Source organism: Curtobacterium sp. L6-1 (assembly GCF_018885305.1).
Lineage (GTDB): Bacteria > Actinomycetota > Actinomycetes > Actinomycetales > Microbacteriaceae > Curtobacterium > Curtobacterium aetherium.
Genome location: NZ_CP076544.1, coordinates 571,312 through 596,927, shown reverse-complemented (window position 1 = coordinate 596,927; position 25,616 = coordinate 571,312). Strand labels below are relative to the sequence as shown.

Below are 25,616 nucleotides of genomic sequence, written 5' to 3'. Positions count from 1 at the left end.
CGGCAACGGCGCGCCGATCGGTGCGCCGGCCCTACGGGAAGGCGAGCTCATGGCCGAGCAGACCGCAGGCGGGACGGCGACAGCCACCCCGCAGGTGACCATCGACGGTACGTCGATCGACGCACCTCGGACACGCGTCCCACAGGGAACGCTGTACCGCGGCTCGATCGGGATGTGGTCGTGGGTGCTGCACCGCATCACGGGTGTCGCGATCTACTTCTTCCTGCTCGTGCACATCCTCGACACCGCGCTGGTCCGGCTCTCGCCCGAGGCCTACAACGCGGTCATCGGCACGTACAAGACGCCGCTGATGAACCTCGGCGAGATCGCCCTCGTCGGCGCCATCGTGTTCCACGCGTTCAACGGGCTGCGGATCATCCTCATCGACTTCTGGTCGAAGGGACCGAAGTACCAGCGGGCCATGTTCTGGGTCGTCCTCGTGCTCTGGGCCGTGGCGATCGCGGGCTTCCTGCCGCGTCAGCTCATGAACCTCGTCGCCGACTTCAACTGAACCGAGGGCAGTCATGACCACCGAGACCATCGCACCGCCCCGCAGCGCCGACGCCGCCCGCCGCACCACCAACTGGGAGAAGTGGGGCTGGATCTACATGCGCGCGTCGGGCGTCCTGCTCGTCGTGCTCATCTTCGGCCACCTGTTCGTCAACATGGTCGCCGGCGAAGGCGTGAAGCAGATCGACTTCGCCTTCGTCGCCGGCAAGTGGGCAAGCCCGTTCTGGCGCATCTGGGACACGCTCATGCTCTGGCTCGCGCTGATCCACGGCTCGAACGGCATGCGCACGATCATCAACGACTACGTGGCCAAGCCCGCCGTGCGCAAGACCCTGCTCGGCGCCGTGCTCGTCGCCTGCGTGCTCCTGATCGTCCTCGGCACGCTCGTGTGCTGGACGTTCGACCCGTGCCCCGCCGGCGCTGCCGCCGCGGACCTGCCGTCGTTCTGCCCCGCGCAGTAGCGACGACCTCCCGCACGCGCCGTCCTGCACGCTCCACCTCCTGATCGAAAGACCCCTGTGACCGACATCACCGTCCACCACCACCAGTACGACATCGTCATCATCGGCGCCGGAGGCGCCGGCATGCGGGCCGCCATCGAGGCCGGCCCGAAGGCGAAGACCGCCGTCATCTCGAAGCTGTACCCGACGCGCTCCCACACCGGTGCCGCGCAGGGCGGCATGGCGGCGGCGCTCGCGAACGTCGAAGAGGACTCGTGGGAGTGGCACACCTTCGACACGATCAAGGGCGGCGACTACCTGGTCGACCAGGACGCCGCCGAGATCCTGGCGAAGGAGGCGATCGACGCCGTCATCGACCTCGAGAACATGGGCCTGCCGTTCAACCGCACGCCCGAGGGCAAGATCGACCAGCGGCGCTTCGGCGGCCACACGCGCGACCACGGCAAGGCCCCGGTCCGCCGGGCCTGCTACGCCGCCGACCGCACCGGCCACATGATCCTGCAGACGCTGTTCCAGAACTGCGTGAAGCTCGGCGTCGAGTTCCACAACGAGTTCTACGCGCTCGACCTCATCATGGTCGACGTCGTGGGCGACGACGGCGTCACCCGCAAGCAGCCCGCCGGCGTCGTGGCCTTCGAGCTCGCGACCGGTGAGCTGCACGTGTTCCACGCGAAGGCGATGATCTTCGCGACCGGTGGCTTCGGCAAGATGTTCAAGACCACGTCCAACGCCCACACCCTGACCGGCGACGGCGTCGGCATCGTCTGGCGGACGGGCCTGCCGCTCGAGGACATGGAGTTCTTCCAGTTCCACCCGACCGGGCTCGCCGGCCTCGGCATCCTGCTCACCGAGGGTGCCCGCGGTGAGGGCGCCATCCTCCGCAACGCCTCGGGTGAGCGGTTCATGGAGCGCTACGCCCCGACCATCAAGGACCTCGCGCCGCGTGACATCGTCGCCCGGTGCATGGTGCAGGAGGTCGCGGAGGGCCGCGGTGCCGGACCGAACAAGGACTACGTGCTGCTCGACTGCACCCACCTCGGTGCCGAGGTGCTCGAGACGAAGCTGCCGGACATCACCGAGTTCGCCCGCACCTACCTCGGTGTCGACCCGGTCGTCGAGCCGGTCCCGGTCATGCCGACCGCGCACTACGCCATGGGCGGCATCCCGACGAACGTCAAGGCCGAGGTGCTCTCCGACAACACGACCGTGGTGCCGGGCCTGTACGCCGCCGGCGAGTGCGCCTGCGTCTCCGTGCACGGCTCGAACCGGCTCGGCACGAACTCGCTGCTCGACATCAACGTCTTCGGCAAGCGCTCCGGCAACAACGCGGCCGAGTACGTGCAGACGGCGGAGTTCCTGCCGCTGCCCGAGGACCCGGCGGCGAACGTGCGCGGCATGCTCGAGCAGCTCCGCGCCTCCAGCGGGACCGAGCGCGTCTCGGTGCTCCGCAAGGAGCTGCAGGAGGAGATGGACAAGAACGCGCAGGTGTTCCGCACCGACGAGTCCCTCGCCCGGGTCACCGAGACGATCCACACGCTGCGGAACCGGTTCATGCAGGTGTCCGTGCAGGACAAGGGCAAGCGGTTCAACACCGACCTGCTCGAGGCCGTCGAGCTCGGCTTCCTGCTCGACCTGGCCGAGGTCGTCGTCTACTCCGCCCGGAACCGCAAGGAGTCCCGCGGCGGGCACATGCGCGACGACTTCCCGAAGCGCGACGACGAGAACTACATGCAGCACACCATGGCGTACCTGACGGGCGATCCGCACTCGTCCCTCGCCGACGACCACATCACGCTCGACTGGAAGCCGGTCGTGATCACCCGGTACCAGCCGATGGAGAGGAAGTACTGAGATGACCGACACCCTGGTCTCCGACGCACCCCGCACCGACACCGTGCAGGACGCCCCTCCCGGATCGTTCTCCGTCACGGTGATCGTCCGCCGCTTCGACCCGGACGTCGACGACGAGCCGCGCTGGCAGGACTTCGACGTCATGATGCTGCCGACCGACCGCATCCTCGACGCCCTGCACAAGATCAAGTGGGAGCAGGACGGTTCGCTGACGTTCCGTCGTTCCTGCGCCCACGGCGTGTGCGGCTCCGACGCGATGCGCATCAACGGTCGCAACCGTCTGGCGTGCAAGACGCTGATCAAGGACCTCGACATCTCGAAGCCGATCTACGTCGAGGCGATCAAGGGCCTGCCGCTCGAGAAGGACCTCATCGTCGACATGGAGCCGTTCTTCACGTCGTTCCGCGAGGTCCAGCCGTTCCTGCAGCCGAAGTCCGCGCCGGAGAAGGGCAAGGAGCGCATCCAGTCCGTCGCCGACCGCGCCCGGTTCGACGACACCACGAAGTGCATCCTCTGCGCCGCGTGCACGTCCTCGTGCCCGGTGTTCTGGACCGACGGCCAGTACTTCGGCCCGGCCGCGATCGTGAACGCGCACCGCTTCATCTTCGACTCGCGCGACGACGCCGCCGACGTGCGCCTCGACATCCTGAACGACAAGGAGGGCGTCTGGCGCTGCCGCACGACCTTCAACTGCACCGACGCCTGCCCCCGTGGCATCCAGGTGACGAAGGCCATCTCCGAGGTCAAGCAGGCCGTCATGCGCGGGCGGGCGTAGCGGCGCCGATCGGCCAGCAACGTCATGGGCGGGCGCGCTAGGCTCCCACTCATGACGTTCGCGGAGACCCGTCCCATCCTCGACCAGCTCGGCTACACGGTCCGCTACGTGCAGCTCCCGGGCGAGACCCTGCACGAACCGCCGGTCGAGGGTGCCCTGCGGGTCGTCCCGGTCGATGCCGACTCGTTCGCGCTCGAGGTCGTGGACTACGGCACCGCACGCCGCCTGGCCACCGTCCGGGGCGAAGCCGACGCGGTCGAGATGCTCCGCCGTTTCCTCAACCGGCCGTTCCCCGACCCCCGCGACGTCCGCCGGTCGGACCTCGACCACATGCGCGACCGCTCCGCGTCCACGTACCCGCAGCTCGCGCAGCAGGTCGCCGCGACGGGGGACGCCGGGTTGACCATCCAGATCCCGGCGGGTGTCCCCGTCGACCGCATCGGTGGTCCGGACGGCTACCTGCTGCACCCGCTCGAGACGCCGCTGCCCGCGCGTTCCCTGCCGCCGCACACCGCCGCGTCGCCGGAGGTGCACCGCTACGTCGTCGAGCGTCCGTTCCTGGTCACCGTCCGGTTCGTCCGGCCCTGGTTCGACCAGCCCGGCGGCGCCCTGCGCTTCGAGATCACGAACCCGGCCTCGACGATCCGCGACCTCGTCGTCGACGGCTCGCTCGCCCGCGTCCGCGTGGTCTGACCCCGCCGCACACGACGAAGCCCTCCCCGATCCGGGGAGGGCTTCGTCGTCACTGCCGGGTGGCCGTCAGCCGCGCTCGGGACGGTCGAACCGCTGCCCCTCGGGCTTCGACGGCATCAGCAGGAGCACGAGGACGATGACCGCGCCGACGAACGGGATCAGCACGAGCAGGTACAGCGGGCCGGCGAAGTTCGCGTCGTGCAGACGCCGCCACGCGAGCGCGAGGAACGGCACGATCGTCGCGAGTCCGAAGAGGCCCACGAGCGAGTAGGCGATCAGGTACAGCGGCGAGGGCGACGTCATCACGGACGTCACGCTGTAGCCCGTGGTCACCGTCTGGCGCTCGGACATCGCGAAGCCCACGCCCACCAGGATCCAGAGGACCGTCAGCACGACGGAGTGGACGAGGAACCACCACCAGAACTCACTGCGGCTGGCACGGCCGTCGAAGCGGATGTACTTCGTGAAGAAGCGCTTGACCGCGTTCGGGAGCGAGATGCCGTACCACGGCGCCCACAGCGGCGGCTGGCCGTTCGGTCCGGTCGGCACGGCCTGGCCGTAGCCCTGCTGGCCGGTGCCCTGCTGGGCGTACGGCTGCTGACCGTACTGCTGCTGGCCGTACTGCTGCTGACCGTACGGCTGCTGACCGTACGGCTGCTGGCCACCCTGCTGCTGGCCGTACTGGCCCTGCTGGCCGTACGGCTGTTCGTCGTCGCGCTTGCCGTACGGCTGCTGCGGGTTGTCGGTCACGGTCGTCTCCCTGGTGTCGAGTAGTGCTCGGGTCCGAGTCAACCAGGGCCGCGACCGTGGTGGTCGACGTCCCCGGCCCCCGAACGAGGGCGGTCCGATGCTGCTGCGGACCGCTCGGTCGTGGTCAGCCTCGGTGCGGCTGGTCGAAGCGTGCGCCCTCGCGGACGGACGGGATGCAGCCGATCACGACGGCGAAGAGCGCCCCGATCGGCGGGATGATGAACAGCAGGGCGAGGAGACCCGAGAAGTTCAGGTCGTGCAGGCGACGCACGGTCAGCGCGATGAAGCCCACGAACGTCGCGATCGCCCAGATGCCGCCGACCACGTTCGAGTCGCTCCCGCCGATGACGGTGTCGATGAGGTTGGTGACGATGTTGCCGAGGACCCACCAGAGCGCCCAGAACCAGAACTCGCTGCGGCTGGCACGGCCGTCGAAGCGGACGTACTTCTTCCAGAAACGGGTGAACGCCTTCGGGAACGGGATGCCGTACCAGGGGGCCCAGAGCGGCGGCTCACCCTGCGTGGCCGCCTGCTGGCCGTACGACTGCTGCTGCGCGTACTGGCCGGGCTGCTGGCCGTACTGACCCGGCTGCTGGCCGTACTGACCCGGCTGCTGGCCGTACTGGCCCGGCTGCTGGCCGTACTGGCCCGGGCCGGAGGCCTGCTGCCCGGACGGCTGCGCGTACGGCGACTGGCCGTACGGAGCCTGCGACCCCGACTGCCCGTAGGGCGACTGGCCGTAGGGCGACTGGCCCGATGCCTGCCCGTACGGCGACTGCCCCGAAGGCTGCCCGTACGGCGTCTGCCCCGAAGGCTGCCCGTACGGCGACTGCCCCGAAGGCTGCCCGTACGGCGACTGCCCCGAGCCCTGTCCGTACGGCGACTGGCCCGAGGGCTGCCCGTACGGCGCCTGCCCGCCGGGAGCCTGCCCACCGGACGACTGCTCGTCGGGCTGCCCGTCGCCGGGTCGCTTGCCGTAGGGGTCCTGCGGTGGGTACTGGTCGCTCACGGGGTTCCTTCCGAAGACGGTGTCGAGGCGCCCGGAGTCCGTCCAGCGGCCGGCGGTGGCCGGGCCCGCCGCGACGTCGGTCACGGCCGCCCCACTCCCCCGCACGCTGGCCCCGCGCGCTGCACCCAGTGTGCCAGGGCTTCCGTGCCGCCGCCGACCGCCATCAGGGCAGGAGTGCGATCTTGCCGCCCGGGTGCCCGGACTCGAGGAGCTCCAGTGCTGCACGCGCCTCCGTGAGCGGGAAGGTCCGGGCGACCGGGACGACGAGTCCTGCGCTCCCGGCCAGGTCCACCAGCCGCTGTCGCACGGCGTCGCGGAAGGCGGCGCTCTCGGGCTGCGTCCCCCCGATGGCCGTGATGCCCGCGTCCTGCGCCCGGCCGAAGGCCGCGATGGTGGCGATCCGCGCCCGGTCGGCGACCACGGCGAGCGAGACGTCGACGGCCTCGTCGGACCCGACGCAGTCCAGGGCCACGTCGACACCGTCGGGTGCGCGGTCGCGGACCCGCGCCTCCAGGCCGTCGCCGTACGCGACCCACTCGCCACCGAAGCGGCGGACCGTGTCGGCGTTCGCGGCGGAGGCCGTGCCGATCACCCGGGCGCCGAGCGACCGGAGTTGCTGCAGGAGGCTGACGCCGACCGCGCCGGAGGCGCCGTGCACGAGCACGGTGTCGCCGTCGCCGACGGCGGTGACACGGATCAGGTCGGCGGCGGTCGTACCCGCGAGCAGCAGGTTGGCCGCCTCCGCGAACCCGAGCCCGGCGGGCTTGGCGAAGACGTCCCGTGCCGGCAGGGTGATCTCCTCGGTCCAGCCACCGTGCACCCGGAACGCGAGCACCTCGTCGCCGGGGGTCACCGGTCCGGAGGCGATGGTCGTGTCCGGTCCCACGGCGGACACCACGCCGGCGACCTCGTAGCCGATCGGGACGGGGAAGTCGCCGGGATCGCCGGTCCGCGTGTGCTTCACGTCGGCGGGGTTCACACCGGCGGCGCGGACGCGGACGGTCACCTCGCCGGGGCCGGGCGCGGACACGTCGACGTCGACCAGCTCGAACACCTCGCTGCCGCCGGCGCGCGGCGCCACCCATTGCTTCGTCATGCCGGTGACGGTACTCGCGGGCAACGCTGCACGCGGGCGCCGGTGCACCCACGCCTGCGCTCGCGCGAGGCGGTGTCCGGAGCGGGCGGGCGTCCTCGTGGGACCGCGCGACCGCGCCCGCCGACCGCGGCCGGGACGGACAGGAGGCCCGGTACCAGCTGGTACCGGGCCTCCCGTCCGTCCCGTGGACGCGTGCGGACCGCGTGCGCGGTGCGGATCAGGCGCGGGCGGCGCCGACCCGACCCGTGAACGAGGCGTGCAGCGGGTGCTCGCCGCCCAGGCCGGTGATCTCGGACGCGATGTCCGCGTCCGACCGGTCGGAGCGCAGCAGCGCCTGCAGTTCGACGCTCTGCTCGTCGTCCGCGACATCGAAGCGGAGCGCAGCGCCCATCGCGTCGAGGAGCGCGGTCGGCTCCGGCCCGTGCTCGGCGAGGGCCGCCGCCGGGGACACGAAGCGCTCGTCGCGCGACAGCTTGCGGAGCGGCTGCCGGCCGACGCGGGTGACCGTGTCCGGCAGGTGCGGGTTCTCGAAGCGACCGATGATCGCCTCGACGTAGGCGCGGTGCACCTCGGGGTCGAGCTCGTGCCGGCGGACCAGCAGGTCGCTCGTCTCGGCGAGCACGGCCTCGAGCGCCGACCGGACCGCCGGGATGGCGATCGCGTCGGAGATCTTGTCGGCCCCGGCGAGGAACCCGTGGTACGCGACGGTGGCGTGCCCGGTGTTCACCGTGAAAAGCTTGCGCTCGATCGACGCGGCGAGCCCGTCGACGTAGTGCGCGCCCGGGATCGTCGGCTCGGCGCCCTGGAACGGCGTGCGGTCGATCGCCCACTCGAAGTAGGTCTCGACCGTGACGTCGAGCCCACCGTCGGCGGGCTGTGCCGGCACGATGCGGTCGACGGCGGTGTTCGCGAACACGGCCTTCGCCAGCGCCTCGTCGCGCTCGTCCTCGGGCAGTGCGGCGACGATGAACTCGCGCAGGCGGTCGGTCGCGTTGATCGCGTTCTCACAGGCCATGACGGCGAGCGGTGCGGCGTCGGCGGAGCGCTGCTGCAGGCCCTTCGCGATGACCGGGGCGATGAACTTGAGGACCGTCGGCCCGACGGCACAGGTGACGATGTCGGCGGCGGCGATCTCGGCGACCACGCCGTCCTCGTCCTGCGCGCTGTTCACTGCGCGGAAGCCGGTCACCTCGTGGTCCTGGGCGCCCGAGCCGACCTCGTGGACGGCGTACGAGTCCGCGGCGGCCAGGGCGTCGATGAGCGGGGCGGCGACGTCGGCGAAGACGACCTCGTAGCCCGCCTGGTGCAGCAGGAGTCCGACGAACCCGCGGCCGATGTTGCCGGCGCCGAAGTGGACGGCGGTGCTCACTCGTTGACCTCGCCGAGGATCGCGAGGACCGCTGCGGCGTCGGGGGCGTCGGTGAGCGCCTGGACCTGGTCCTCGTCCGAGAACACGATCGCGATCTTGCTGAGGATGTCGAGGTGCTCGTTGTTCACGCCCGCGATGCCGACGACGAAGCGGACGTCGTTGCCGTCCCAGTCGATCGGGGTGGCGTAGCGGACGAACGAGAGCGCCGAGGCCTTGATGGCGTCCTTGGCGTCGTTCGTGCCGTGCGGGATCGCCAGGTAGTTGCCCATGTACGTCGAGACGCTCTTCTCGCGCTCGAGCATGGCCGGGTAGTAGTCGGCGGTGACCGCACCCACCTCCTGGAGGATCGCGGCCGCCTCCTTCATCGCCTCCGACTTGGTCGGCGCGGCGTCCTCGGTGTGGATGCGGATCTGGCTCTCCTGCAGGACGGGCATTCGGGGTCTCCTTGTTCGTGGGTGACGGCGGAAGAGGGGACGGTCGCCCGTCCCCTCCTCCATCGTGCTCTTGCCTTACTGGTTCTTCAGCTGGTCGACGACCTGGTCGTACTGCGGCGCGTTCATGAAGTTGCCGACCGACACGTGCTGCGCGTTCGGGTTCTTCTGCTTCGCCCGGTCCGTGAGCTCCTCCTGGGTGATGATGAGGTCCTCGTCACCCGAGAGGTTCGCGATCGCCTTGTTGGCGACCGTGACACCCTCGATACCAGCCTTCTTGATCTTGTTGCGCAGGACACTCGCACCCATGGCGCTCGAGCCCATGCCGGCGTCGCAGGCGAAGACGACGTTCTCGACGCGCGTCGTCGTGGCGGTCGCGGAGCCGACACCACCGAAGGCGGCCTCGGTCTCCTCCTCGCTGCGCGGGGAGTTGTCGCCGAGCAGGCCCGAGGTCGCGGCGTTGACGTCGCGGCCCTTGTTCTGCTGGAGCTTGGCCATCGCGGCGCTCATGTCACCGGCGTTGCCCGCGGCCAGGTCGCGCTTGCGGCTGGCGAGCAGGAAGAACGACGCCACCGCGAAGGAGACTGCCGCCGACAGGATCACCGAGAGGATGACGCCGAGGAAGCTGTCCTTCGCCGTCGCGGTCAGGACCGCGAAGATCGAGCCCGGCGAGGCCGGGGCGACGAGGCCGGACTGGAAGGCGACGTTCGTCGCGACACCGGTCGCACCACCGAGGATGACGGCGATGAAGAGGACCGGCTTCTGCAGCACGTACGGGAAGTAGATCTCGTGGATGCCACCGAAGAACTGGATGAGGATGGCGCCCGGGGCGGTCGAGCGGGCGATGCCGACACCGAAGAAGGTGAAGGCGAGGAGGATGCCGAGACCGGGGCCGGGGTTCGCCTCGAGCAGGAAGAGGATGCTCTTGCCGGACTCCTGGACCTGCTGCGCACCGAGCTGGTCGAGCACGCCGTGGTTGATGGCGTTGTTGAGGAAGAAGACCTTCGCCGGCTCGATGATGACGCTGGCGAGCGGCAGCAGGGAGCTGTCGACGAGGAACTTCACCGCGGCGCCAAGGCCCTCGGCGATGAGCTTGAACAGCGGGGCGAGCCAGAAGAAGCCGACCAGTGCGAGCGCGAAGCCGAGGATGCCGGCCGCGTAGTTGTTCACCAGCATCTCGAAGCCGGGCTTGATCTTGCCGTCCCAGATCTTGTCGATCTGCTTGATGAGGTACGCACCGAGCGGACCACAGATCATCGCGCCGAGGATCATGATCGTGCCGTTGGCGCCGATGATGACGCCCATGGCCATGATCGAGCCGACGACGGCGCCGCGGGTCTCGTAGACCATCCGGCCGCCCTGGAAGGCGATCGCGAGCGGGATGAGGTAGGTCAGGATCGGACCGACGAGGCCGATGTTGGCCACGCCGTCGGTCTCACCGAAGCCGCCGAGGACGCCGACGGGCGTCCAACCGGTCTCGATGAAGAAGGCGGTGATGAGGCCCCACGCGATGAAGATCGCGATGTTGGGCATCACCATGCCGGACAGGAACGTGCCGAACTTCTGGACGGCGACGCGCGCGCCTCCCCGCGACTTCTCGCGGGTGTCTGGCGCTGCAACGGACGACGTTGTCATGTGCGTTGACTCTCTGTGTGGGTGCTGCTGCAGGGATCGGGGTGTGGTGCTGTGGTGCTGGGTGCGGGCGGCTCAGGCGGCGTGGACCGCAGCGGCGGCGGCGGTCCGTGCGGACGCCGCCGTGCTCGCGGCCAGTGCCGCCTTCGCCATCTCGCGGGCCTCGTCGAGGGTGTGCGTGCCGAGTTCGGCACGCACGTCGGCGAGGGCCGCGGGGGTCATCGAGAGGGTGGTGGCGCCGAGACCGACGAGCACGACGGCGAGCAGCGGGTCGGCCGCGGCCTCACCGCAGATGCCGACCGCCTTGCCGGCGTCCGCCCCGGCCGCGCCGAGCTGTGCGACGAGGCGCAGGACGGCGGGGTGCCACGGGTCCTGGTAGTGCGCGACGGTGCCGAGCATGCGGTCGGCGGCCATCGTGTACTGCGTCAGGTCGTTCGTGCCGATGGACACGAAGTCGGCGGACTGGAACACCTGCTCGGCCATCAGCGCGAGCGACGGCACCTCGGCCATCACGCCGGCGGTGCGGATGCCCAGTTCGCGGGCCAGGTCGACGAAGTACTCGGTCTCCTCGGCGTCGGCGACCATCGGGGCCATCACCCAGAGGTCGGCTTCCGTCGCGGCGTCGGCCTGGGCGAGCGCGGTGAGCTGGTCGCGGAGGACCTGCTCGTGGTTCCGGAGCGCACGCAGTCCGCGGCGGCCGAGCGCCGGGTTCTCCTCGTCCTTGTCGGTGAGGAACGGCAGCGGCTTGTCGGCGCCGGCGTCGAGCGCGCGGACGACGACCTTCCGGCCCGGGAACGCGGCGAGCAGCTGCTCGTAGGAACGCTGCTGCGACTCGACCGTGGGTGCGGTCGGGGCGTCGAGGAAGAGGAACTCGGTACGGAACAGGCCGACGCCCTCGGCGCCGAGCTCCACGGCCGCGGCGGCGTCGGCGGGGCTGCCGAGGTTCGCGAGCAGCGGGACGACGTGGCCGTCGGCGAGGGCACCGGCGGTCAGGGGTGCGGCTGCTGCGGCACGGCGGTCGGCGATGCGCTGGTCGACGTCGGCGACGAGCTCGTCGGACGGGTCGGTGACGACGGTTCCGGCCGCGGCATCGACGACGACGTGCTGGCCCTCGGCGAGGTCGTCCGCGCCGGTCACGCCGACGATCGCGGTGATGCCCTTCGCGCGGGCCAGGATCGCGGTGTGCGAGGTCGGGCCGCCGTCACGGGTGACGAGGGCGAGGACCTTGTCGAGGTCGAGCAGGGCGGTGTCGGCCGGGGCGAGGTCACGGGCGACGAGGACGAACGGGGTCGCCGACTCGGGGACGCCCGGCGCGGGGACCCCGCGGAGCTTTGCGACGATGCGCTGCGCGACGTCGTCGAGGTCGGCGGCGCGCTCCCCCATGTAGCCGCCCATGCCGACGAGCAGGTCCCGGAACTGGCCGAACGCCTCGAACACGGCGCGCTCGGCGTTGGTGCCGCCGTCGATGCGGGCGTGCACGTCGTCGAGGAGCGTCGGGTCCTGCGCCATGAGCGCCTGCGCCTCGAGCACGGCCTGGGCGTCGCCGCCCGCGAGCTGGCCGCGCTTCGTGAGGTCCTCTGCGACGGCGGCGAGCGCTGCGGCGACGGCGTGCTTCGCGTCATCGGCGGGGCCCTCGAGGGGTGCGGTTGAGGGTTCCCCGAGCGGGTCCGCCATCCGGAGCACGGGGCCGTGGGCAACGCCGCGGCCGACGCCGGTTCCGAGCAGATCGGACATGGGGAGACTCCTTCATCTCACGCGCAGCAGCGGTGGGCGGTTCGGGGGGCGGTGCTGCGTCCGGGGCGTGCTGCATCCGGACGGTTCTCCTGCACTGTACATCGACCCGCGTTGACAAACAAACACATCCGGGGATAAAAATGCAGAAACAGATGCCCGTTTTCGTCTGCTGGCCAGATCGGATGCGGGACACCGGCGGAGTACGTGCCCGAGCGTGTCCGTTCCGCCCCGCGTCCGTCTTCCCCGCGCCCCGGCGCCCGCCGACGGCGACGAGCACGACCCGCACCGCGCACGACCCGATCCGACGAGGCCCCGATGTACGCACCAGAACGCCACCAGCGCATCGTCGAGCAGGCGCGCGCCCACGGCCGGGTCGACGTCAAGGACCTGGCCGAGCTGCTCGCCGTCACGCCGGAGACGATCCGCCGCGACCTCACGAGCCTCGAGCGACGGGGCCTCGTCCGCCGGGCCCACGGCGGCGCGATCCCCGTCGAGCGGATCACCCTGCACCCGGGCGTCGGCGACCGCGGCGGCATCAACCAGACCGAGAAGATGGTGATCGCCGAGGCCGCGCTCGAGGAGCTGCCCGAGAACGGCTCGGTGATGATCGACGCCGGCACGTCCACGATCTGCCTGGCCGAGCTGCTGCCGACCGACCGCGGGCTGACCGTCGTCACGCACTCGCTGCCCGTGGCGATGGCGGTCGCGAACCGCCCCGGCATCGACCTGCACCTGCTCGGCGGCAACATCCGCAGCGACTCCCTCGCCGGGGTCGGCACGTGGACGCACCAGCTCATCGGCATGGTGAGCGTCGACGTCGCCTTCGTGAGCATCAACGGCATCACGCCCGAGCGCGGCCTGACCACGCACAACATGGCCGAGGCCGCCGTGAAGAGCGCGATGATCAAGTCCGCCCGTCGCAGCATCCTGCTCGCCGACCACACCAAGTTCGGCCGCGAGGAGTTCGGCCGCGTCGCACCGCTCGCCGCCATCGACACGATCATCACGGACCCGGGCGTCAACCTGGACCTGGTGCGCGAGGTCGAGGCCGCGGGCACGGAGGTCTTCTGGCCCGGACGCTCCTGACCACCGCCACCGCAGAGCCCACCGCCCCGGCCGGGAACAGTCCGGGAACCACCCGCGAGCCGCTCGCTAGCATGAGCGTCCCACCCGTCGACAGGAGACCATCGATGTCCGAAGCCACCCGCACCGTCACCGTCGCGAGCGCGTCCGGCCTGCACGCCCGTCCCGCCTCGCTCTTCGTCCAGACCGTCACCGCGTCCGGCCACCAGGTCACCATCGCGAAGGGCGAGAAGTCGGCGAACGCCGGCAGCATCCTGGGCCTCCTCGGCCTCGGTGTGGAGAACGGCGACGAGGTCCTGCTCACCGTGACCGGCGACGACGCCGAGACCACGGCGGACAGCCTGGTCGACTTCCTGCAGACGGACCACGACGCGGCCTGAGCCGCGCCGGTCGCCCGGGCGACCACGACCCGACGGGCGCGGCCCGCTCAGCGGTGACGCGCCAGCGTCACGCGGGCCGCGCCGACCGAGCCTGCGAGGGAGGGTCACCAGCCGGTGGCGGGCCTCCCGTCCGTCGTCCGGTCGCGCCCGCGACGGGACGGAGGCGCGTCGGACACCGCCGGTAGGGTTGCTGCATGACCCGCCTGCGCCTCGCGACCGTCAACGTCAACGGCATCCGTGCCGCGTTCCGGAAGGGGATGGGCGACTGGCTCGCGGACCGCGACGTCGACGTCCTCGCCCTGCAGGAGGTCCGTGCGTCGACCGAGGACCTCACCGGGCTGCTCGGGGACGAGTGGGACGTCGTGCACGACCCCGCCTCCGCGAAGGGCCGGGCCGGTGTGGCGATCGCCTCCCGACACCGGCCGCACCTGCACCGCGTCGAGCTCGGGGCCGAGGACTTCGACTCGGCCGGCCGCTGGATCGAGGCCGACTACGAGATCGGCGGCCGCACCGTCACCGTGGTCTCCACGTACGTGCACTCGGGCGAGGTCGACACCCCGAAACAGGTCGAGAAGTGGAAGTTCCTCGACGCGATGACCGAGCGCCTGCCCGCCCTGCGTGCGCACAACCCGCTCGCGGTCGTCGTCGGTGACCTGAACGTCGGGCACGACCAGCGCGACATCAAGAACTGGAAGGGCAACGTCAAGCGCGCCGGCTTCCTGCCGCGTGAACGTGCCTACTTCAGCCGCTTCTTCGGGGCCGAGGGCGAGCAGGTCGAGGGTGCCGACGGCTCCACCGGACCGGGCCTCGGCTGGGTGGACGTCGGTCGCGCCCAGGCCGGCGACGTCGACGGCCCGTACACGTGGTGGTCCTGGCGCGGCCAGGCGTTCGACAACGACTCCGGGTGGCGCATCGACTACCAGGTCGCGACGCCGGAGCTCGCCAGCACGGTGACCTCGTACACCGTCGACCGCGCCGCCGCGTACGACCAGCGCTGGTCCGACCACGCGCCCGTCGTCGTCGACTACGACCTCTGATCCCCCGCTCGCTCCCCAGCACCAGGACTCCTCGCATGACCAGCACGCGCATCTTCTCCGGCATCCAGCCCTCCGCCGGGTCGCTCCACCTCGGCAACTACATCGGCGCCCTCATGCAGTGGCGCGACCTGCAGGACGACCACGACGCCATCTACTGCGTGGTCGACATGCACGCGATCACCTCCCCGCAGGACCCTGCGGAGCTCCGGGCGAGCACCCGGGCGACCGCGGCGCAGTACATCGCCTCGGGCATCGACCCGTCGAAGTCGACGCTGTTCGTCCAGTCGCACGTCCCCGCGCACGCCGAGCTCGCCTGGGTGCTGAACACCCTGACGGGCTTCGGCGAGGCCAGCCGGATGACCCAGTTCAAGGACAAGTCCGCGCGTCAGGGTGCGGAGGCCGCCTCGGTCGGGCTCTTCACGTACCCGATCCTGATGGCGTCGGACATCCTGCTGTACGACACGGCGGTGGTCCCGGTCGGTGACGACCAGCGTCAGCACGTCGAACTGACACGCGACCTGGCCCAGCGCTTCAACTCGCGGTTCGGCGACACGTTCGTCGTGCCGGAGGCCCGGATCGGCACCGAGACGGCCCGCATCTACGACCTGCAGGACCCGACCAGCAAGATGAGCAAGTCGGCCGCGTCCGACAACGGCCTCATCCGCCTGCTCGACGACCCGAAGCGGACCGCGAAAAAGATCCGGTCCGCGGTGACCGACACCGAGCGCGAGATCCGAGCCGACCGGCAGGCGAAGCCGGGCGTGACGAACCTGCTCGCGATCCTGTCGGCGTTCACGCGGACCCCGGTCGCCTCGCTCGAGGAGCAGTTCGTCGGCAAGGGCTACGGCGACCTCAAGGGCGCGGTGGCGGACGCCGTCGTCGCCGAGCTCGAACCCGTGCGCGCCCGCACGCTCGAACTCCTCGACGACCCGGCCGAGCTGGACCGCCTGCTGGCCGTCGGTGCCGAGCGCGCCGAGGCCATCGCCGACGCCACGCTCGCCCGGGTGTACGACGCGATCGGCTTCGTGCCGCGGGCCCGCTGACCGACGGTGCTGCCCGTCACCCTCGAGTCGGCGCGGGTCCGGCTCGACCTGCCCACCCGCGCCGACACGGCCGCGATCACCGAGGCCTGCCAGGACCCCGCGGTCGTGCGGTGGACCACGATCCCGGTCCCCTACCGGGCCGCCGACGCGCAGCGGTTCGTCGACGCGCTCGTCGGACCCGGCTGGGCGTCCGACCGTGAGTACACCTGGGCAATCCGGCGACAGGGGTCGACCTGGCTCGAGGGCGTGATCAGCTACCGGACCGTGCACCGGGACCTCGGGTTCTGGCTCGCGCCGGAGGCCCGCGGCGCGGGGCTCCTGCACGAGGCCGTCGAGCTCGTCGTCGGGTGGGCGTTCGAGCAGGGCGCCCCGGACGTGTACTGGGAGTGCTACGTCGGCAACACCGCGTCGGCGGCGGTGGCGCGGCGGGCCGGCTTCGCGTACACCGGCACGGCCGACGCCCTCGTGGCGAACCGTGACGGCTCCCCCGCCGCCGCCTGGACCGGGCTCCGCCGCGCGGACGGCGAGCCCGCCTCGGACCTGCCTTGGCCGCCCGAGTCGACGGCAGGTGCCGCCGGTAGTCTCGCTCCGTGAGCGACTCCGCACCCGACACGACCCCGGCGCCGCAGGGCGGTCCCCGCAGCGCGACCGGGGCCGGCGCTGCTCCCGTCTCCGACGCCGAGGTCCGGGCGATGCGCCGGGCCCTCGAACTCGCCGCCCGCGGTCCCGCCGTCGGCGACCACGCCCGGGTCGGTGCGGTCGTGCTCTCCCCTGACGGTGCCGTGCTGGCGGAGGGCTGGCACCGCGGTGCCGGCACCCCGCACGCCGAGGTCGACGCGATGCGGCAGGTCGACCCGGCCGAGCTCCGGGGCGCGACGGCGGTCGTGACGCTCGAACCCTGCGACCACACCGGGCGCACCGGGCCCTGCTCGGTGGCCCTCCTCGACGCCGGTGTGACCCGCGTCGTCTACGCCGTCGACGACCCGGGTGCCGTGTCCCACGGCGGCGCCGACCGCCTCCGCGCCGCCGGTGTCCAGGTGGTCTCCGGGGTCCTCGCCGACCAGGCCGAGGCGTTCCTGGAACGCTGGCTGCTCTCCGTCCGGCTCGGGCGGCCGTGGGTCACCGTGAAGTGGGCGTCGAGCCTCGACGGGCGGGCCGCCGCGGCCGACGGGTCGAGCCGGTGGATCACCGGGGCAGCGGCCCGACAGCACGTGCACGAGCAACGCGCCGCGCACGACGCCGTGCTCGTCGGCACCGGGACCGCGCTCGCCGACGACCCGAGCCTCACCGCCCGCGGGGACGCCGGTGAGTTCCTGGCCGACCAGCCGCTGCCCGTCGTGCTCGGCGACCGGCCCCTGCCCGCGGACGCGGCGCTCCGGCGGCACCCGCGCGGGGTCGTCACGATCCCCGGGCACGACCTCGAGGCCGCCCTGCGGTCCCTGCGCGACCGGGGCGTGCACAGCGTCCTGGTCGAGGGCGGCCCCACCGTCGCGTCGGCCGTCATCGCCGCCGGGCTCGCCGACGAACTGCTCGTCTACCTGGCCCCGGTGCTCCTCGGTGGACCGCGGGTCGCGCTCGACGACATCGGCGTGGGAAGTATCCACGGTGCGCGGTCGTTGCGTGTACTGTCAACGTCCAGCCTCGGCCCCGACCTGCTGGTCCGCGCCCGTCCGGTCCCGCCGCGGACCACGAGCCCGGTCGACGGGGCCCCCACCGACCGGAGCACCACATGACCGACGCACTGACCTCCGCCACCCCCGGGAGCCCGGTCCAGTTCGAGGTCTCGACGAACGTCCCGACCACCCACGGCACCTTCGAGATGCGCGCCTACCGCGACCTCGTCACGAGCGCGGAGCACGTCGCCGTCATCGCCACCGCGCCCGACGGGTCCGCTCCGACCGACGGCGCCCTCGTCCGGGTGCACTCCGAGTGCCTGACCGGCGAGGCGTTCGGTTCGCTGAAGTGCGAGTGCGGCCCGCAGCTCGACGTCGCGCTCGACACCATCGCGGCCGAGGGCGGCGTCGTCGTCTACCTGCGCGGGCACGAGGGACGCGGGATCGGCCTCATCAACAAGCTCAAGGCCTACCGCCTGCAGGAGGACGGCCTCGACACGCTCGACGCCAACCTGGCGCTCGGGCTCCCCGCCGACTCCCGCGCGTACGGCGGCGCCGCGGGCATCCTCGCCGACCTCGGCATCACGCGCGTGCGGCTCCTGTCGAACAACCCCGAGAAGCGCCGCCAGCTCACCGAGCACGGCATCACGGTCGACTCGCTCGTGCCGCTCGTCGTCGGGATCTCCGCGCAGAACGCCGGGTACCTGGACACCAAGCGCGACCGGATGGGCCACGAGCTGCCCGCACACCTCGGGACCAGCGCGGCGAACTGACGGCGTCCTCCGGGCGGATTCGCAGGTGTGCGACATCCGTCGTACACTGAGGACCCCGTCACGAGCGGGACCACTCCCCCGAACGCACGCCGACCAGGTGTCCGCGCCACCCCGCGCGAACCGGTCGGTGTCCGCCGTCCGGCAGCACGCAGCGCTCCCTCCGAGCGCGCACCGCGCGAAAGTGTCCTCACGCCCATGTCCGCCGCACCGGCCACCCCGACGTCCGCCCCGAGGACGAACCCGCGCTCGCGGGTCGTCATCGCGAGCCTCGTCGGCACCTCCATCGAGTTCTACGACTTCTACGTCTACGCGACCGCCGCGGTCCTCGTCTTCCCGACGCTCTTCTTCCCGAACGAGGACCCGGTGGCCTCGCAGCTGTCCTCGTTCGTGACCTTCGCGCTGGCGTTCTTCGCCCGCCCGGTCGGATCGATCCTGTTCGGCCACTTCGGTGACCGCGTCGGCCGGAAGACCACGCTCGTCGCGTCCCTGCTCGTGATGGGCACCGCGACGTTCCTCATCGGCTGCCTGCCGTCCTTCGACTCGGTCGGCGTGCTGGCACCGGTGCTCCTCGCCGTGCTCCGCTTCGCGCAGGGCGTCGGCCTGGGCGGCGAGTGGTCCGGCGCGGCCCTGCTCGCCACCGAGAACGCACCCGAGGGCAAGCGCGGCGTGTTCGGCTCGATGCCGCAGCTCGGCGCACCGATCGGGTTCCTGCTCGCGAACGGCCTGTTCATCGCGATCAACGCCGCCATGCCCGCGGGCGCGGACGGTACCCCGAACGCCGACTTCCAGGCGTGGGGCTGGCGCATCCCGTTCCTGCTGTCCGCCGTGCTCGTGCTCGTCGGGCTCTACGTGCGCTTCCGCCTGGTCGAGTCCCCCGTGTTCCGCGGGGTGCAGGAGTCCGGCTCCGTCGCGAAGATCCCGCTGGGCCGCGTGTTCCGCACGTCGTGGCGCGCGGTCGTCGTCGGCACCTTCGGCATGGTCGCCACGTACGTCCTCTTCTACTTCATGACGACGTTCACGCTGGCGTACGGCACCACGGCGACGTCCCTCGTGCCGAAGATCGGGCTCGGCTACTCCCGCGGCGAGTTCCTGACCCTCCTCATGATCGGCGTCGTGTTCTTCGGCGTCTTCACCCCGGTCGCCGGGCTCCTGGCCGACCGGTTCGGGCGTCGTCGCACCCTCATCCCGACCACGATCGGCATCGCGCTCTTCGGCCTGACCTTCCAGTTCTGGTTCGCCGCGTCCCAGGGCCCGATCACCGTCGTGACGTTCCTCATCGTGGGGCTGTCGCTGATGGGGCTCACCTTCGGGCCGATGGGCGCGCTGCTGCCGGAGCTGTTCCCGACGAACGTCCGCTACACCGGCTCGGCGCTGGCGTACAACATCGCCTCGATCCTCGGCGCCTCCCTCGCCCCGACGATCGCACTGGCGCTGTGGCGTCCGGACGGGGACATCTTCCTCGTCGGCCTCTACCTGACGATCGCGGCCGTCGTCACGCTCGTCGCGCTGCTCCTGGTCCGCGAGACCCGCGGCCGCGACCTCGACGAGGCCGAGGCGACGGCCGCCGGCACCGCGCCGGACCGCGTCGGCTCCTAGCGGCCGTCGGCGACGCGTCGCGGACGCGAGCAGACACGGACGGGAGGCCGTCCACCGGACCGGTGGGCGGCCTCCCGTCCGTCTGTCGGTCCGGCGGTGAGAGAATCGGCACACGATGAGCAACCCGTTCGCACGCCCGAAGAAGACCGACGGACCCCGCGCCACCTTCGGCCGCCTGCTGTCCTACCTGTTCGAGAACAAGCCGGCGATGGTCGTCATCATCGTGCTGAGCGTCCTGGGCGCCGCCGCGTCGCTCGCGCAGCCGCTGCTCGTGAACCAGGTGGTCACCGCGGTGCAGCAGGGCACCGACATGTCCGCCCTGGTCTGGGCGCTCGTCGTCCTCGTCCTGGTCGCCGGCGTCCTGAACGGCGTGCAGCACTTCCTGCTGCAGCGCGCCGGCGAGGGCGTCGTGCTCTCGACGCGGCGCAAGCTCATCGCCCGGATCCTCAACCTGCCGATCTCGGAGTTCGACGTCCGCCGTACCGGTGACCTGGTCTCGCGGGTCGGCAGCGACACGACGCTGCTCCGGGCGGTCCTCACCCAGGGGCTCATCGAGTCGATCGGCGGTGCGCTCACGTTCGTCGGTGCCGTCATCGCGATGGCCGTCATCGACCCCCTGCTGCTCGTCGTCGTGATCGTGATCGTCATCGTCGCGGTCGTCGTCGTCGGCGGCCTCAGCCGGCGCATCCGGGTCGCGTCGAAGGCCGCGCAGGAGAAGGTCGGCGACCTCACCGCCGCGGTCGAGCGGGGCATCGGAGCCGTGCGCACCATCCGTGCCGCCGGGGCCACCGCGCGCGAGGTCGGCGAGGTCGACGCGCACGCGACGGAGGCCTACCGTCGGGGGCTCGTCATCGCGCGGATGTCCGCGTTCGTGGTGCCCGTCGCGAGCATCGTCATGCAGGTCGCGTTCATCGCCGTCCTCGGCATCGGCGGCGCCCAGGTGGCCGCCGGCACGATCACCATCGCCACGCTCATCACGTTCATCCTCCTGCTCTTCATGATGGTCATGCCGCTCGGGCAGGCGCTCGGCGCGGTCGTCGCCGTCGCCCAGGCGCTCGGCGCGCTTGGCCGCATCGAGGAGATCCTCAACCTGCCGACCGAGGACCAGGACGACGCAGCCGTGCGTCCGGCCGCTGCGGTCGCCACCGACGACGCGATCACGTTCGAGCACGTCACCTTCCGGTACGCCGCCTCGCCCGACGCCGTCGGGGCCGACGGGGCGGCCGGCGCCGCCGACGTGTCCGCGCCCGCCCCGGCACCCGGGGACGAGCACCCGGTGCTGCAGGACGTGTCGTTCCGGGTGCCGCGCGGCTCCCGGGTCGCCCTGGTCGGACCGTCGGGTGCCGGCAAGTCGACCACCCTCGCCCTCATCGAGCGGTTCTACGACCCCACGGAGGGCGTCATCCGCCTCGGCGGGCTCGACGTCCGCGGGCTCGACCGTGCCGAGCTCCGCGCCCAGATCGGGTACGTGGAACAGGACGCCCCGGTGCTCGCCGGCACCATCCGCGCGAACCTGCTGCTCGGCTCGCCCGACGCGTCCGAGCCCGAGTGCGTCCGGGTGCTCGAGGCCGTCAACCTCGGCGACGTGCTGCACCGCGACCCGCGGGGGCTCGACGCGCAGGTCGGCGAGGACGGCGTGATGCTGTCCGGAGGTGAGCGTCAGCGGCTGGCGATCGCCCGCGCACTGCTCGCCGCGCCCCCGATCCTGCTCCTCGACGAGTCGACGTCCTCGCTCGACGGGGTGAACGAGCAGAAGATGCGCCTGGCGATCGACGCCGTCGCCGAGGACCGCACGCTGCTCGTCATCGCCCACCGACTGTCGACCGTGGTGGACTCCGACGTCATCGTGGTGCTCGAGGACGGTCGCGTCGTCGGGTCCGGGACGCACTCGGAGCTGGTGCAGACCACGCCGCTGTACCGCGACCTGGCCAAGCACCAGCTCCTCGTCTGACGCCGGAGGGACCACGGCGTCGGGCGCTCCGGCTGTCGGGGAACGTCAGGCGGCGAAGGGGTCCGGGGTGAGGACGTAGACCGTCTCGAGGTACTCCTCGAGACCCTCGTGCGACCCCTCGCGGCCGAGACCGGACGACTTCACGCCGCCGAACGGGAACGCCGCGTTCGACACCACACCCGTGTTCCACCCGAGCATGCCCGTCTCGAGGCGTTCGGCGAGTCGCTGCCCGCGCCGCACGTCCTCCGTGAAGGCGTAGGCGACGAGGCCGTACTCGGTGTCGTTGGCGAGGCGGATGCCCTCCTCCTCGGTGGCGAAGCGCGTGATCGACACCACCGGACCGAAGATCTCGGTCGTCAGGATGTCCGACCCGGGCTGCACGTCGTCGAGCACGGTGGGGGCGTAGAACGTGCCCTCCCGGTCGACGCGCTCGCCACCCGTGACGAGCTGCGCGCCGCGGGCGACCGCGTCGTCCACGAGCCCGGCGGCCTTGTCGACAGCACGACCGTCGATGAGCGGCCCGATGTCGGTGCCGTCCTCGGTGCCCCGGCCGATGCGGAACGCCCGCACCTTCTCGGTGAGGGCGGCGGTGAACGCGTCCGCGATGCCCTCCTGGACGAAGAACCGGTTGGCCGCGGTGCAGGCCTCGCCGACGTTCCGGAACTTCGCCTGCACGGCGGCGTCCACCGCGCGGTCGAGGTCGGCGTCGTCGAACACGAGCAGGGGGGCGTTGCCGCCGAGCTCCATGCTCGTCTTGAGCACCGAGTCGGCCGCCTGCTTGAGCAGCGCGGACCCGACCGGCGTCGAACCGGTGAAGGTGAGCTTGCGGAGTCGGCGGTCCTCGATGATCGGGGCCGACAGGGCCTTCGCGTCCGACGACGGCACGACGTTCAGCACGCCGTCCGGCAGCCCGGCGCGACGGAACAGCTCGACGAGGAACAGCGTCGTCAGCGGGGTGAGGTCGGCGGGCTTCAGCACGACCGTGCACCCGGCGGCGAGCGCGGGGGCGATCTTCCGGGTCGCCATCGCGAGCGGGAAGTTCCACGGGGTGATCGCGTAGACGGGCCCGACCGGACGCTTGAGCACGATGCCGCGCCCGGTGCCCTCGGGCGTGGTCCGGTAGTCACCACCGATGCGCACGGCCTCCTCGGAGAACCAGCGGAGGAACTCGGCGCCGTAGACGACCTCGCCCCGGGACTCGGCGAGGGGCTTGCCCATCTCGAGCGTCATGATCGCGGCGATGTCGTCGGTGTGCTCGTGCACCAGGTCGAACGCGCGGCGGAGCAGGTCCGACCGGCGGCGCGGAGCGGTCGCGGCCCAGTCCTCCTGTGCGGCGGCGGCGGCGTCGAGCGCGCGGAGGCCGTCCTCGGCGGTGGCGTCGGCGACGCTCGCCAGCACGGCGCCGGTCGAGGGGTCGCGGACGTCGAACGTCGCGCCGCCCGATGCCGGTCGCCAGGACCCGCCGATGAACAGGCCGGTGGGGACGCCGGTGACGCTGACGTGCTCGTCGCCGACGGTGGTGGTGATGGTGGTCGTGCTCGTGGTCGTGTCGGTCGTGTCGGTCACAGGACCGCTCCTCCCGGGCGTTGCCGCCCCTCGTCCATGTCGCTGCGGCCGGTGTGGCCGCCTTCGTCGCGGACCTCGTCGAGCGCCGCCTCGCTGGCCGCGGGGTCGACACCGATGACCAGGTCCTCGTAGACGAACACGTCGAGGCCCGCGTGTACTCCGTCGAGGGCCGATGCCCGCACGCAGTGGTCGGTCGCGATGCCGACGACGTCGACCGCGTGCACGTCGCGGTCGAAGAAGACGTCGACCAGGTCGGCGCCGGTGTCGGTCGTCCCCTCGAAGGCCGAGTAGGCGGGCTCGCCCTGCCCCTTCCGCACGTGGACGTCCACGAAGGAGAGGTCGAGCGCCGGGTGGTACTCGGCGCCCGGGGTGCCCGCGACGCAGTGCACGGGCCACGAGGTCCGGAAGTCCGGGCCCGTGGCGCCGGCGAAGTGGCCGCCGTTGTCCCCGTCGGCGTCGTGCCAGTCGCGGGAGGCGACGACGAGGTCGTACTCGCCGGCGTGCCGACGCAGGAACGCGGTGATGCGCTCGACCACCGCCGTGCCCCCGTCGATGCCGAGCGCGCCGCCCTCGGTGAAGTCGTTCTGGACGTCGGTGATGAGCAGTGCCCGTGCCATGTGTCCATCCAACACCCGATGGGTCAGCACGACCCGAGCGGCGCCGCACGGTGGTGCGAGCCGGGGCGCCGCGGGGTGCGGTGCGAGGCGCGGCGCGGCGCGGGGCGGTGGACGGCTCAGGACCCGGAGAGCGATCCCCCGCACCGGTACGCCGCCGCCGTCACCGCGTCGAGCGCCGGGAGCGCTGCCGCCCGCGGTGACCCGATGGCGTAGAACGCGAACGTCAGCTTCGTGCCGTCCGCCGCGTCGATGTACCCGCCGAGGGTGTTGGCGCTGTCGATCCAGCCGGTCTTCGCGTGGACCTTCCCCCGGGCGACGGCGTTCGCCCCGGTGAACCGGCTCGAGAGCGTGCCGGACACCCCCGATACCGGGAGGACCTGGGCGAGCGTGCCGAGGCCCTTCGCGCCCGTCGTCACCGGCACCATGAGGTGGGCGACGAAGGACGGGGACACGGCGTTCGCGGCGCTCTCCCCCGAGCCGTCGATGATCGTGGTGCCGGAGGGGTCGACGCCGTACCCGCGGAGGGCGGACTGGTACACGCCGGTGAGCGAGGCAGCCGTCCCGCCCCCGCCCGACTCCTTCGACGCGATGCGCGCGAGCATCTCGGCGAGGGTGTTGTCCGAGTTCGGGATCATCTGGCCGATGAGCGTCGACACCGGCTGCGAGCGCACGGTGGCGATGGCGTCCTGCGAGGTCGTCGCCCGCTTCGCGATCGGCGCCGTCGCGGCCCCGACGACCCCGGCGTCGACGAGGGCGGTCCGGAAGGCCTCCCCGGCGCGGCCGATCGGGTCCTCGGACCGGGGTGAGGTGGCGGCGGCGGGGTTCGCCCGGTCGCCGTCGACCATGAGGGCGGTGACCTCGGGCTGGTACCCGATCGTCCGCTCGCTGACCGGCCAGGTCGGGTGCCAGGCATCGGCCTCGGTCCACCACGTGCCGTCGGCGACGATCGTGGTGACGGGGCTGTCGCCGAGGCGCGCCTTCACCTGCTGCGCGAGCTGCGGGAGCGTCGGGGCGCCCGCGTAGACGCTCCCCCGGCCCGCGGAGAGGGTGGCGTCCCCGTGGCCGACGAGGGCGATCGTGCCGCCGCCCTCGTTCGTGACCGTGGTGGGGATCGTGTACCCGCCGCCGAGCACCGCGAGCGCCGTCGCACTCGTGAGGGTCTTCATGACGCTGCCGGTCTGCGCGGGGGTGCCGCCGTCGCGGGAGAAGAGCTCCTCGCCGGTCGAGGCGTTCATCACGTACCCCTCGAACCGACCGAGGCCGCTCGCCGACGCGGCGCCGGCGATCGAGCAGGTGCGGGCCGCGGCGGTGGCGGTCGGCGTCGGCGTGGGGGTCGCCGTCGGCTCCGCGGTGGCGGTGGCCGACCGGGTCGCCGTGGGCGTGGGCCCGGCGGTCGGGCTGGCGGTGGGCGTCCGGGAGGCGGTGGCCGCCACGGTCGCACCCGGCTGGTCCGGCGTCACCGCGCCGACGGCGACCGCACCGCCGGAGCCGACGACGAGGACGGCGACGAGGCCGCCGATCGCCCAGGGCACCGGTCGGCGGTTGGCGGAGGCACGGACCGCCGCGACGGAGCGGCGGACGGGACCGCCGGCGGACGGCTGGGGGGACTGATCGGACATCGCGACGATCCTACGAGACGCGCGGCC

Annotated in this window: 23 protein-coding genes and 1 pseudogene; 14 read left to right on the top strand and 10 right to left on the bottom strand. The window is 71.9% G+C overall.

All coding sequences use genetic code 11. The features are described 5' to 3' along the window. The first annotated feature begins 49 nt into the window (after positions 1-49). The 5 genes from sdhC to KM842_RS02830 are packed head-to-tail and all read left to right on the top strand — an operon-like array spanning position 50 to position 4,290. Positions 50-511 carry a succinate dehydrogenase, cytochrome b556 subunit gene (sdhC, locus tag KM842_RS02850; RefSeq protein WP_301183813.1) on the top strand — a complete coding sequence of 154 codons (462 nt, stop codon included), beginning with the start codon at positions 50-52 and terminating at the stop codon, positions 509-511. Positions 512-524: 13 nt separating this feature from the next. Continuing rightward, positions 525-971: a succinate dehydrogenase, hydrophobic membrane anchor protein gene (gene sdhD, locus KM842_RS02845; protein WP_216260771.1), complete on the top strand. Its 447-nt coding sequence runs from the start codon at positions 525-527 to the stop codon at positions 969-971. Positions 972-1,028: 57 nt separating this feature from the next. After that, complete coding sequence (gene sdhA, locus KM842_RS02840) at positions 1,029-2,822, top strand: succinate dehydrogenase flavoprotein subunit (protein ID WP_216260769.1); 1,794 nt, start codon at positions 1,029-1,031, stop codon at positions 2,820-2,822. Between the two features lies 1 nt (position 2,823). Continuing rightward, the gene (locus KM842_RS02835; protein WP_216260767.1) at positions 2,824-3,597 is read left to right on the top strand and encodes a succinate dehydrogenase iron-sulfur subunit; all 774 of its coding nucleotides are present in this window, start codon (positions 2,824-2,826) and stop codon (positions 3,595-3,597) included. 51 nt (positions 3,598-3,648) lie between these two features. Then, positions 3,649-4,290, top strand: coding sequence for a TNT domain-containing protein (locus tag KM842_RS02830; RefSeq protein ID WP_216260765.1), 642 nt, complete (start codon positions 3,649-3,651; stop codon positions 4,288-4,290). Between the two features lie 66 nt (positions 4,291-4,356). On the opposite strand, the gene KM842_RS02825 is transcribed toward KM842_RS02830, so the two are convergent. From KM842_RS02825 to ptsP, 7 genes are all read right to left on the bottom strand, one after another. Beyond that, positions 4,357-5,040 carry a DUF805 domain-containing protein gene (locus KM842_RS02825; RefSeq protein WP_367397705.1) on the bottom strand — a complete coding sequence of 228 codons (684 nt, stop codon included), beginning with the start codon at positions 5,038-5,040 and terminating at the stop codon, positions 4,357-4,359. A 124-nt stretch (positions 5,041-5,164) separates the two neighbouring features. Next, positions 5,165-6,049, bottom strand: a complete 885-nt coding sequence (locus tag KM842_RS15815; RefSeq protein ID WP_253206221.1) for a DUF805 domain-containing protein — start codon at positions 6,047-6,049, stop codon at positions 5,165-5,167. A 163-nt stretch (positions 6,050-6,212) separates the two neighbouring features. Continuing rightward, complete coding sequence (locus KM842_RS02815; protein WP_216260763.1) at positions 6,213-7,145, bottom strand: quinone oxidoreductase family protein; 933 nt, start codon at positions 7,143-7,145, stop codon at positions 6,213-6,215. Between the two features lie 217 nt (positions 7,146-7,362). Further along, positions 7,363-8,514, bottom strand: a complete 1,152-nt coding sequence (locus KM842_RS02810; protein WP_216260760.1) for a mannitol-1-phosphate 5-dehydrogenase — start codon at positions 8,512-8,514, stop codon at positions 7,363-7,365. Next, a complete protein-coding gene (locus KM842_RS02805; RefSeq protein WP_216260759.1) occupies positions 8,511-8,948 on the bottom strand; it encodes a PTS mannitol transporter subunit IIA in 438 nt (145 codons plus the stop codon). Before KM842_RS02805 ends, KM842_RS02810 begins: the two co-directional genes overlap by 4 nt. Before the next feature lie 75 nt (positions 8,949-9,023). Then, on the bottom strand, positions 9,024-10,580 hold the full coding sequence (locus KM842_RS02800) for a PTS mannitol transporter subunit IIBC (protein ID WP_216260757.1): 1,557 nt from the start codon (positions 10,578-10,580) through the stop codon (positions 9,024-9,026). A gap of 72 nt (positions 10,581-10,652) precedes the next feature. Beyond that, complete coding sequence (gene ptsP, locus KM842_RS02795; protein WP_216260755.1) at positions 10,653-12,311, bottom strand: phosphoenolpyruvate--protein phosphotransferase; 1,659 nt, start codon at positions 12,309-12,311, stop codon at positions 10,653-10,655. A gap of 315 nt (positions 12,312-12,626) precedes the next feature. On the opposite strand from ptsP, the gene KM842_RS02790 reads away from it, so the two are divergent. The 9 genes and pseudogenes from KM842_RS02790 (at position 12,627) to KM842_RS02750 (ending at position 21,787) form a co-directional block, all read left to right on the top strand. Further along, the gene (locus KM842_RS02790; RefSeq protein ID WP_216260753.1) at positions 12,627-13,397 is read left to right on the top strand and encodes a DeoR/GlpR family DNA-binding transcription regulator; all 771 of its coding nucleotides are present in this window, start codon (positions 12,627-12,629) and stop codon (positions 13,395-13,397) included. Between the two features lie 104 nt (positions 13,398-13,501). Next, on the top strand, positions 13,502-13,774 hold the full coding sequence (locus KM842_RS02785) for an HPr family phosphocarrier protein (RefSeq protein WP_216260748.1): 273 nt from the start codon (positions 13,502-13,504) through the stop codon (positions 13,772-13,774). Between the two features lie 194 nt (positions 13,775-13,968). Further along, positions 13,969-14,811 (top strand): exodeoxyribonuclease III, encoded by an 843-nt coding sequence (locus tag KM842_RS02780; RefSeq protein ID WP_216260746.1) that lies wholly within the window; start codon positions 13,969-13,971, stop codon positions 14,809-14,811. Between the two features lie 35 nt (positions 14,812-14,846). Further along, the gene (gene trpS, locus KM842_RS02775; RefSeq protein WP_216260744.1) at positions 14,847-15,854 is read left to right on the top strand and encodes a tryptophan--tRNA ligase; all 1,008 of its coding nucleotides are present in this window, start codon (positions 14,847-14,849) and stop codon (positions 15,852-15,854) included. Positions 15,855-15,860: 6 nt separating this feature from the next. Next, positions 15,861-16,448 (top strand): GNAT family N-acetyltransferase, encoded by a 588-nt coding sequence (locus tag KM842_RS02770; protein WP_216260742.1) that lies wholly within the window; start codon positions 15,861-15,863, stop codon positions 16,446-16,448. A gap of 98 nt (positions 16,449-16,546) precedes the next feature. Further along, a complete protein-coding gene (gene ribD, locus KM842_RS02765) occupies positions 16,547-17,587 on the top strand; it encodes a bifunctional diaminohydroxyphosphoribosylaminopyrimidine deaminase/5-amino-6-(5-phosphoribosylamino)uracil reductase RibD (RefSeq protein WP_216261997.1) in 1,041 nt (346 codons plus the stop codon). 29 nt (positions 17,588-17,616) lie between these two features. Then, positions 17,617-18,240: pseudogene (ribA, locus tag KM842_RS02760) on the top strand (GTP cyclohydrolase II); the annotation flags it as partial. A 195-nt stretch (positions 18,241-18,435) separates the two neighbouring features. After that, positions 18,436-19,836 (top strand): MFS transporter, encoded by a 1,401-nt coding sequence (locus KM842_RS02755; protein WP_216260736.1) that lies wholly within the window; start codon positions 18,436-18,438, stop codon positions 19,834-19,836. A gap of 115 nt (positions 19,837-19,951) precedes the next feature. Beyond that, entirely contained in the window at positions 19,952-21,787 is a 1,836-nt protein-coding gene (locus KM842_RS02750; RefSeq protein WP_216260734.1) for an ABC transporter ATP-binding protein, read from the top strand. Positions 21,788-21,832: 45 nt separating this feature from the next. Here the strand turns inward: KM842_RS02750 and KM842_RS02745 are convergent, their stop codons facing one another. From KM842_RS02745 to dacB, 3 genes are all read right to left on the bottom strand, one after another. Next, positions 21,833-23,314 carry an NAD-dependent succinate-semialdehyde dehydrogenase gene (locus tag KM842_RS02745; RefSeq protein ID WP_216261995.1) on the bottom strand — a complete coding sequence of 494 codons (1,482 nt, stop codon included), beginning with the start codon at positions 23,312-23,314 and terminating at the stop codon, positions 21,833-21,835. 35 nt (positions 23,315-23,349) lie between these two features. Continuing rightward, on the bottom strand, positions 23,350-23,970 hold the full coding sequence (locus KM842_RS02740; protein WP_216260733.1) for an isochorismatase family protein: 621 nt from the start codon (positions 23,968-23,970) through the stop codon (positions 23,350-23,352). 116 nt (positions 23,971-24,086) lie between these two features. After that, positions 24,087-25,589: a D-alanyl-D-alanine carboxypeptidase/D-alanyl-D-alanine endopeptidase gene (gene dacB, locus KM842_RS02735; protein ID WP_216260731.1), complete on the bottom strand. Its 1,503-nt coding sequence runs from the start codon at positions 25,587-25,589 to the stop codon at positions 24,087-24,089. Positions 25,590-25,616: the final 27 nt, after the last annotated feature.

Excerpts from the sequence above, each read along its gene's own strand:
- sdhC (WP_301183813.1), top strand. The coding sequence starts at position 50 with ATGGCCGAGCAGACCGCAGGCGGGACGGCGACAGCCACCCCGCAGGTG.
- sdhD (WP_216260771.1), top strand. The coding sequence starts at position 525 with ATGACCACCGAGACCATCGCACCGCCCCGCAGCGCCGACGCCGCCCGC.
- KM842_RS02835 (WP_216260767.1), top strand. The coding sequence starts at position 2,824 with ATGACCGACACCCTGGTCTCCGACGCACCCCGCACCGACACCGTGCAG.
- KM842_RS02830 (WP_216260765.1), top strand. The coding sequence starts at position 3,649 with ATGACGTTCGCGGAGACCCGTCCCATCCTCGACCAGCTCGGCTACACG.
- KM842_RS02815 (WP_216260763.1), bottom strand. The coding sequence starts at position 7,145 with ATGACGAAGCAATGGGTGGCGCCGCGCGCCGGCGGCAGCGAGGTGTTC.
- KM842_RS02805 (WP_216260759.1), bottom strand. The coding sequence starts at position 8,948 with ATGCCCGTCCTGCAGGAGAGCCAGATCCGCATCCACACCGAGGACGCC.
- KM842_RS02800 (WP_216260757.1), bottom strand. The coding sequence starts at position 10,580 with ATGACAACGTCGTCCGTTGCAGCGCCAGACACCCGCGAGAAGTCGCGG.
- ptsP (WP_216260755.1), bottom strand. The coding sequence starts at position 12,311 with ATGTCCGATCTGCTCGGAACCGGCGTCGGCCGCGGCGTTGCCCACGGC.
- KM842_RS02790 (WP_216260753.1), top strand. The coding sequence starts at position 12,627 with ATGTACGCACCAGAACGCCACCAGCGCATCGTCGAGCAGGCGCGCGCC.
- KM842_RS02785 (WP_216260748.1), top strand. The coding sequence starts at position 13,502 with ATGTCCGAAGCCACCCGCACCGTCACCGTCGCGAGCGCGTCCGGCCTG.
- KM842_RS02780 (WP_216260746.1), top strand. The coding sequence starts at position 13,969 with ATGACCCGCCTGCGCCTCGCGACCGTCAACGTCAACGGCATCCGTGCC.
- trpS (WP_216260744.1), top strand. The coding sequence starts at position 14,847 with ATGACCAGCACGCGCATCTTCTCCGGCATCCAGCCCTCCGCCGGGTCG.
- ribD (WP_216261997.1), top strand. The coding sequence starts at position 16,547 with ATGCGCCGGGCCCTCGAACTCGCCGCCCGCGGTCCCGCCGTCGGCGAC.
- KM842_RS02755 (WP_216260736.1), top strand. The coding sequence starts at position 18,436 with ATGTCCGCCGCACCGGCCACCCCGACGTCCGCCCCGAGGACGAACCCG.
- KM842_RS02750 (WP_216260734.1), top strand. The coding sequence starts at position 19,952 with ATGAGCAACCCGTTCGCACGCCCGAAGAAGACCGACGGACCCCGCGCC.
- KM842_RS02740 (WP_216260733.1), bottom strand. The coding sequence starts at position 23,970 with ATGGCACGGGCACTGCTCATCACCGACGTCCAGAACGACTTCACCGAG.
- dacB (WP_216260731.1), bottom strand. The coding sequence starts at position 25,589 with ATGTCCGATCAGTCCCCCCAGCCGTCCGCCGGCGGTCCCGTCCGCCGC.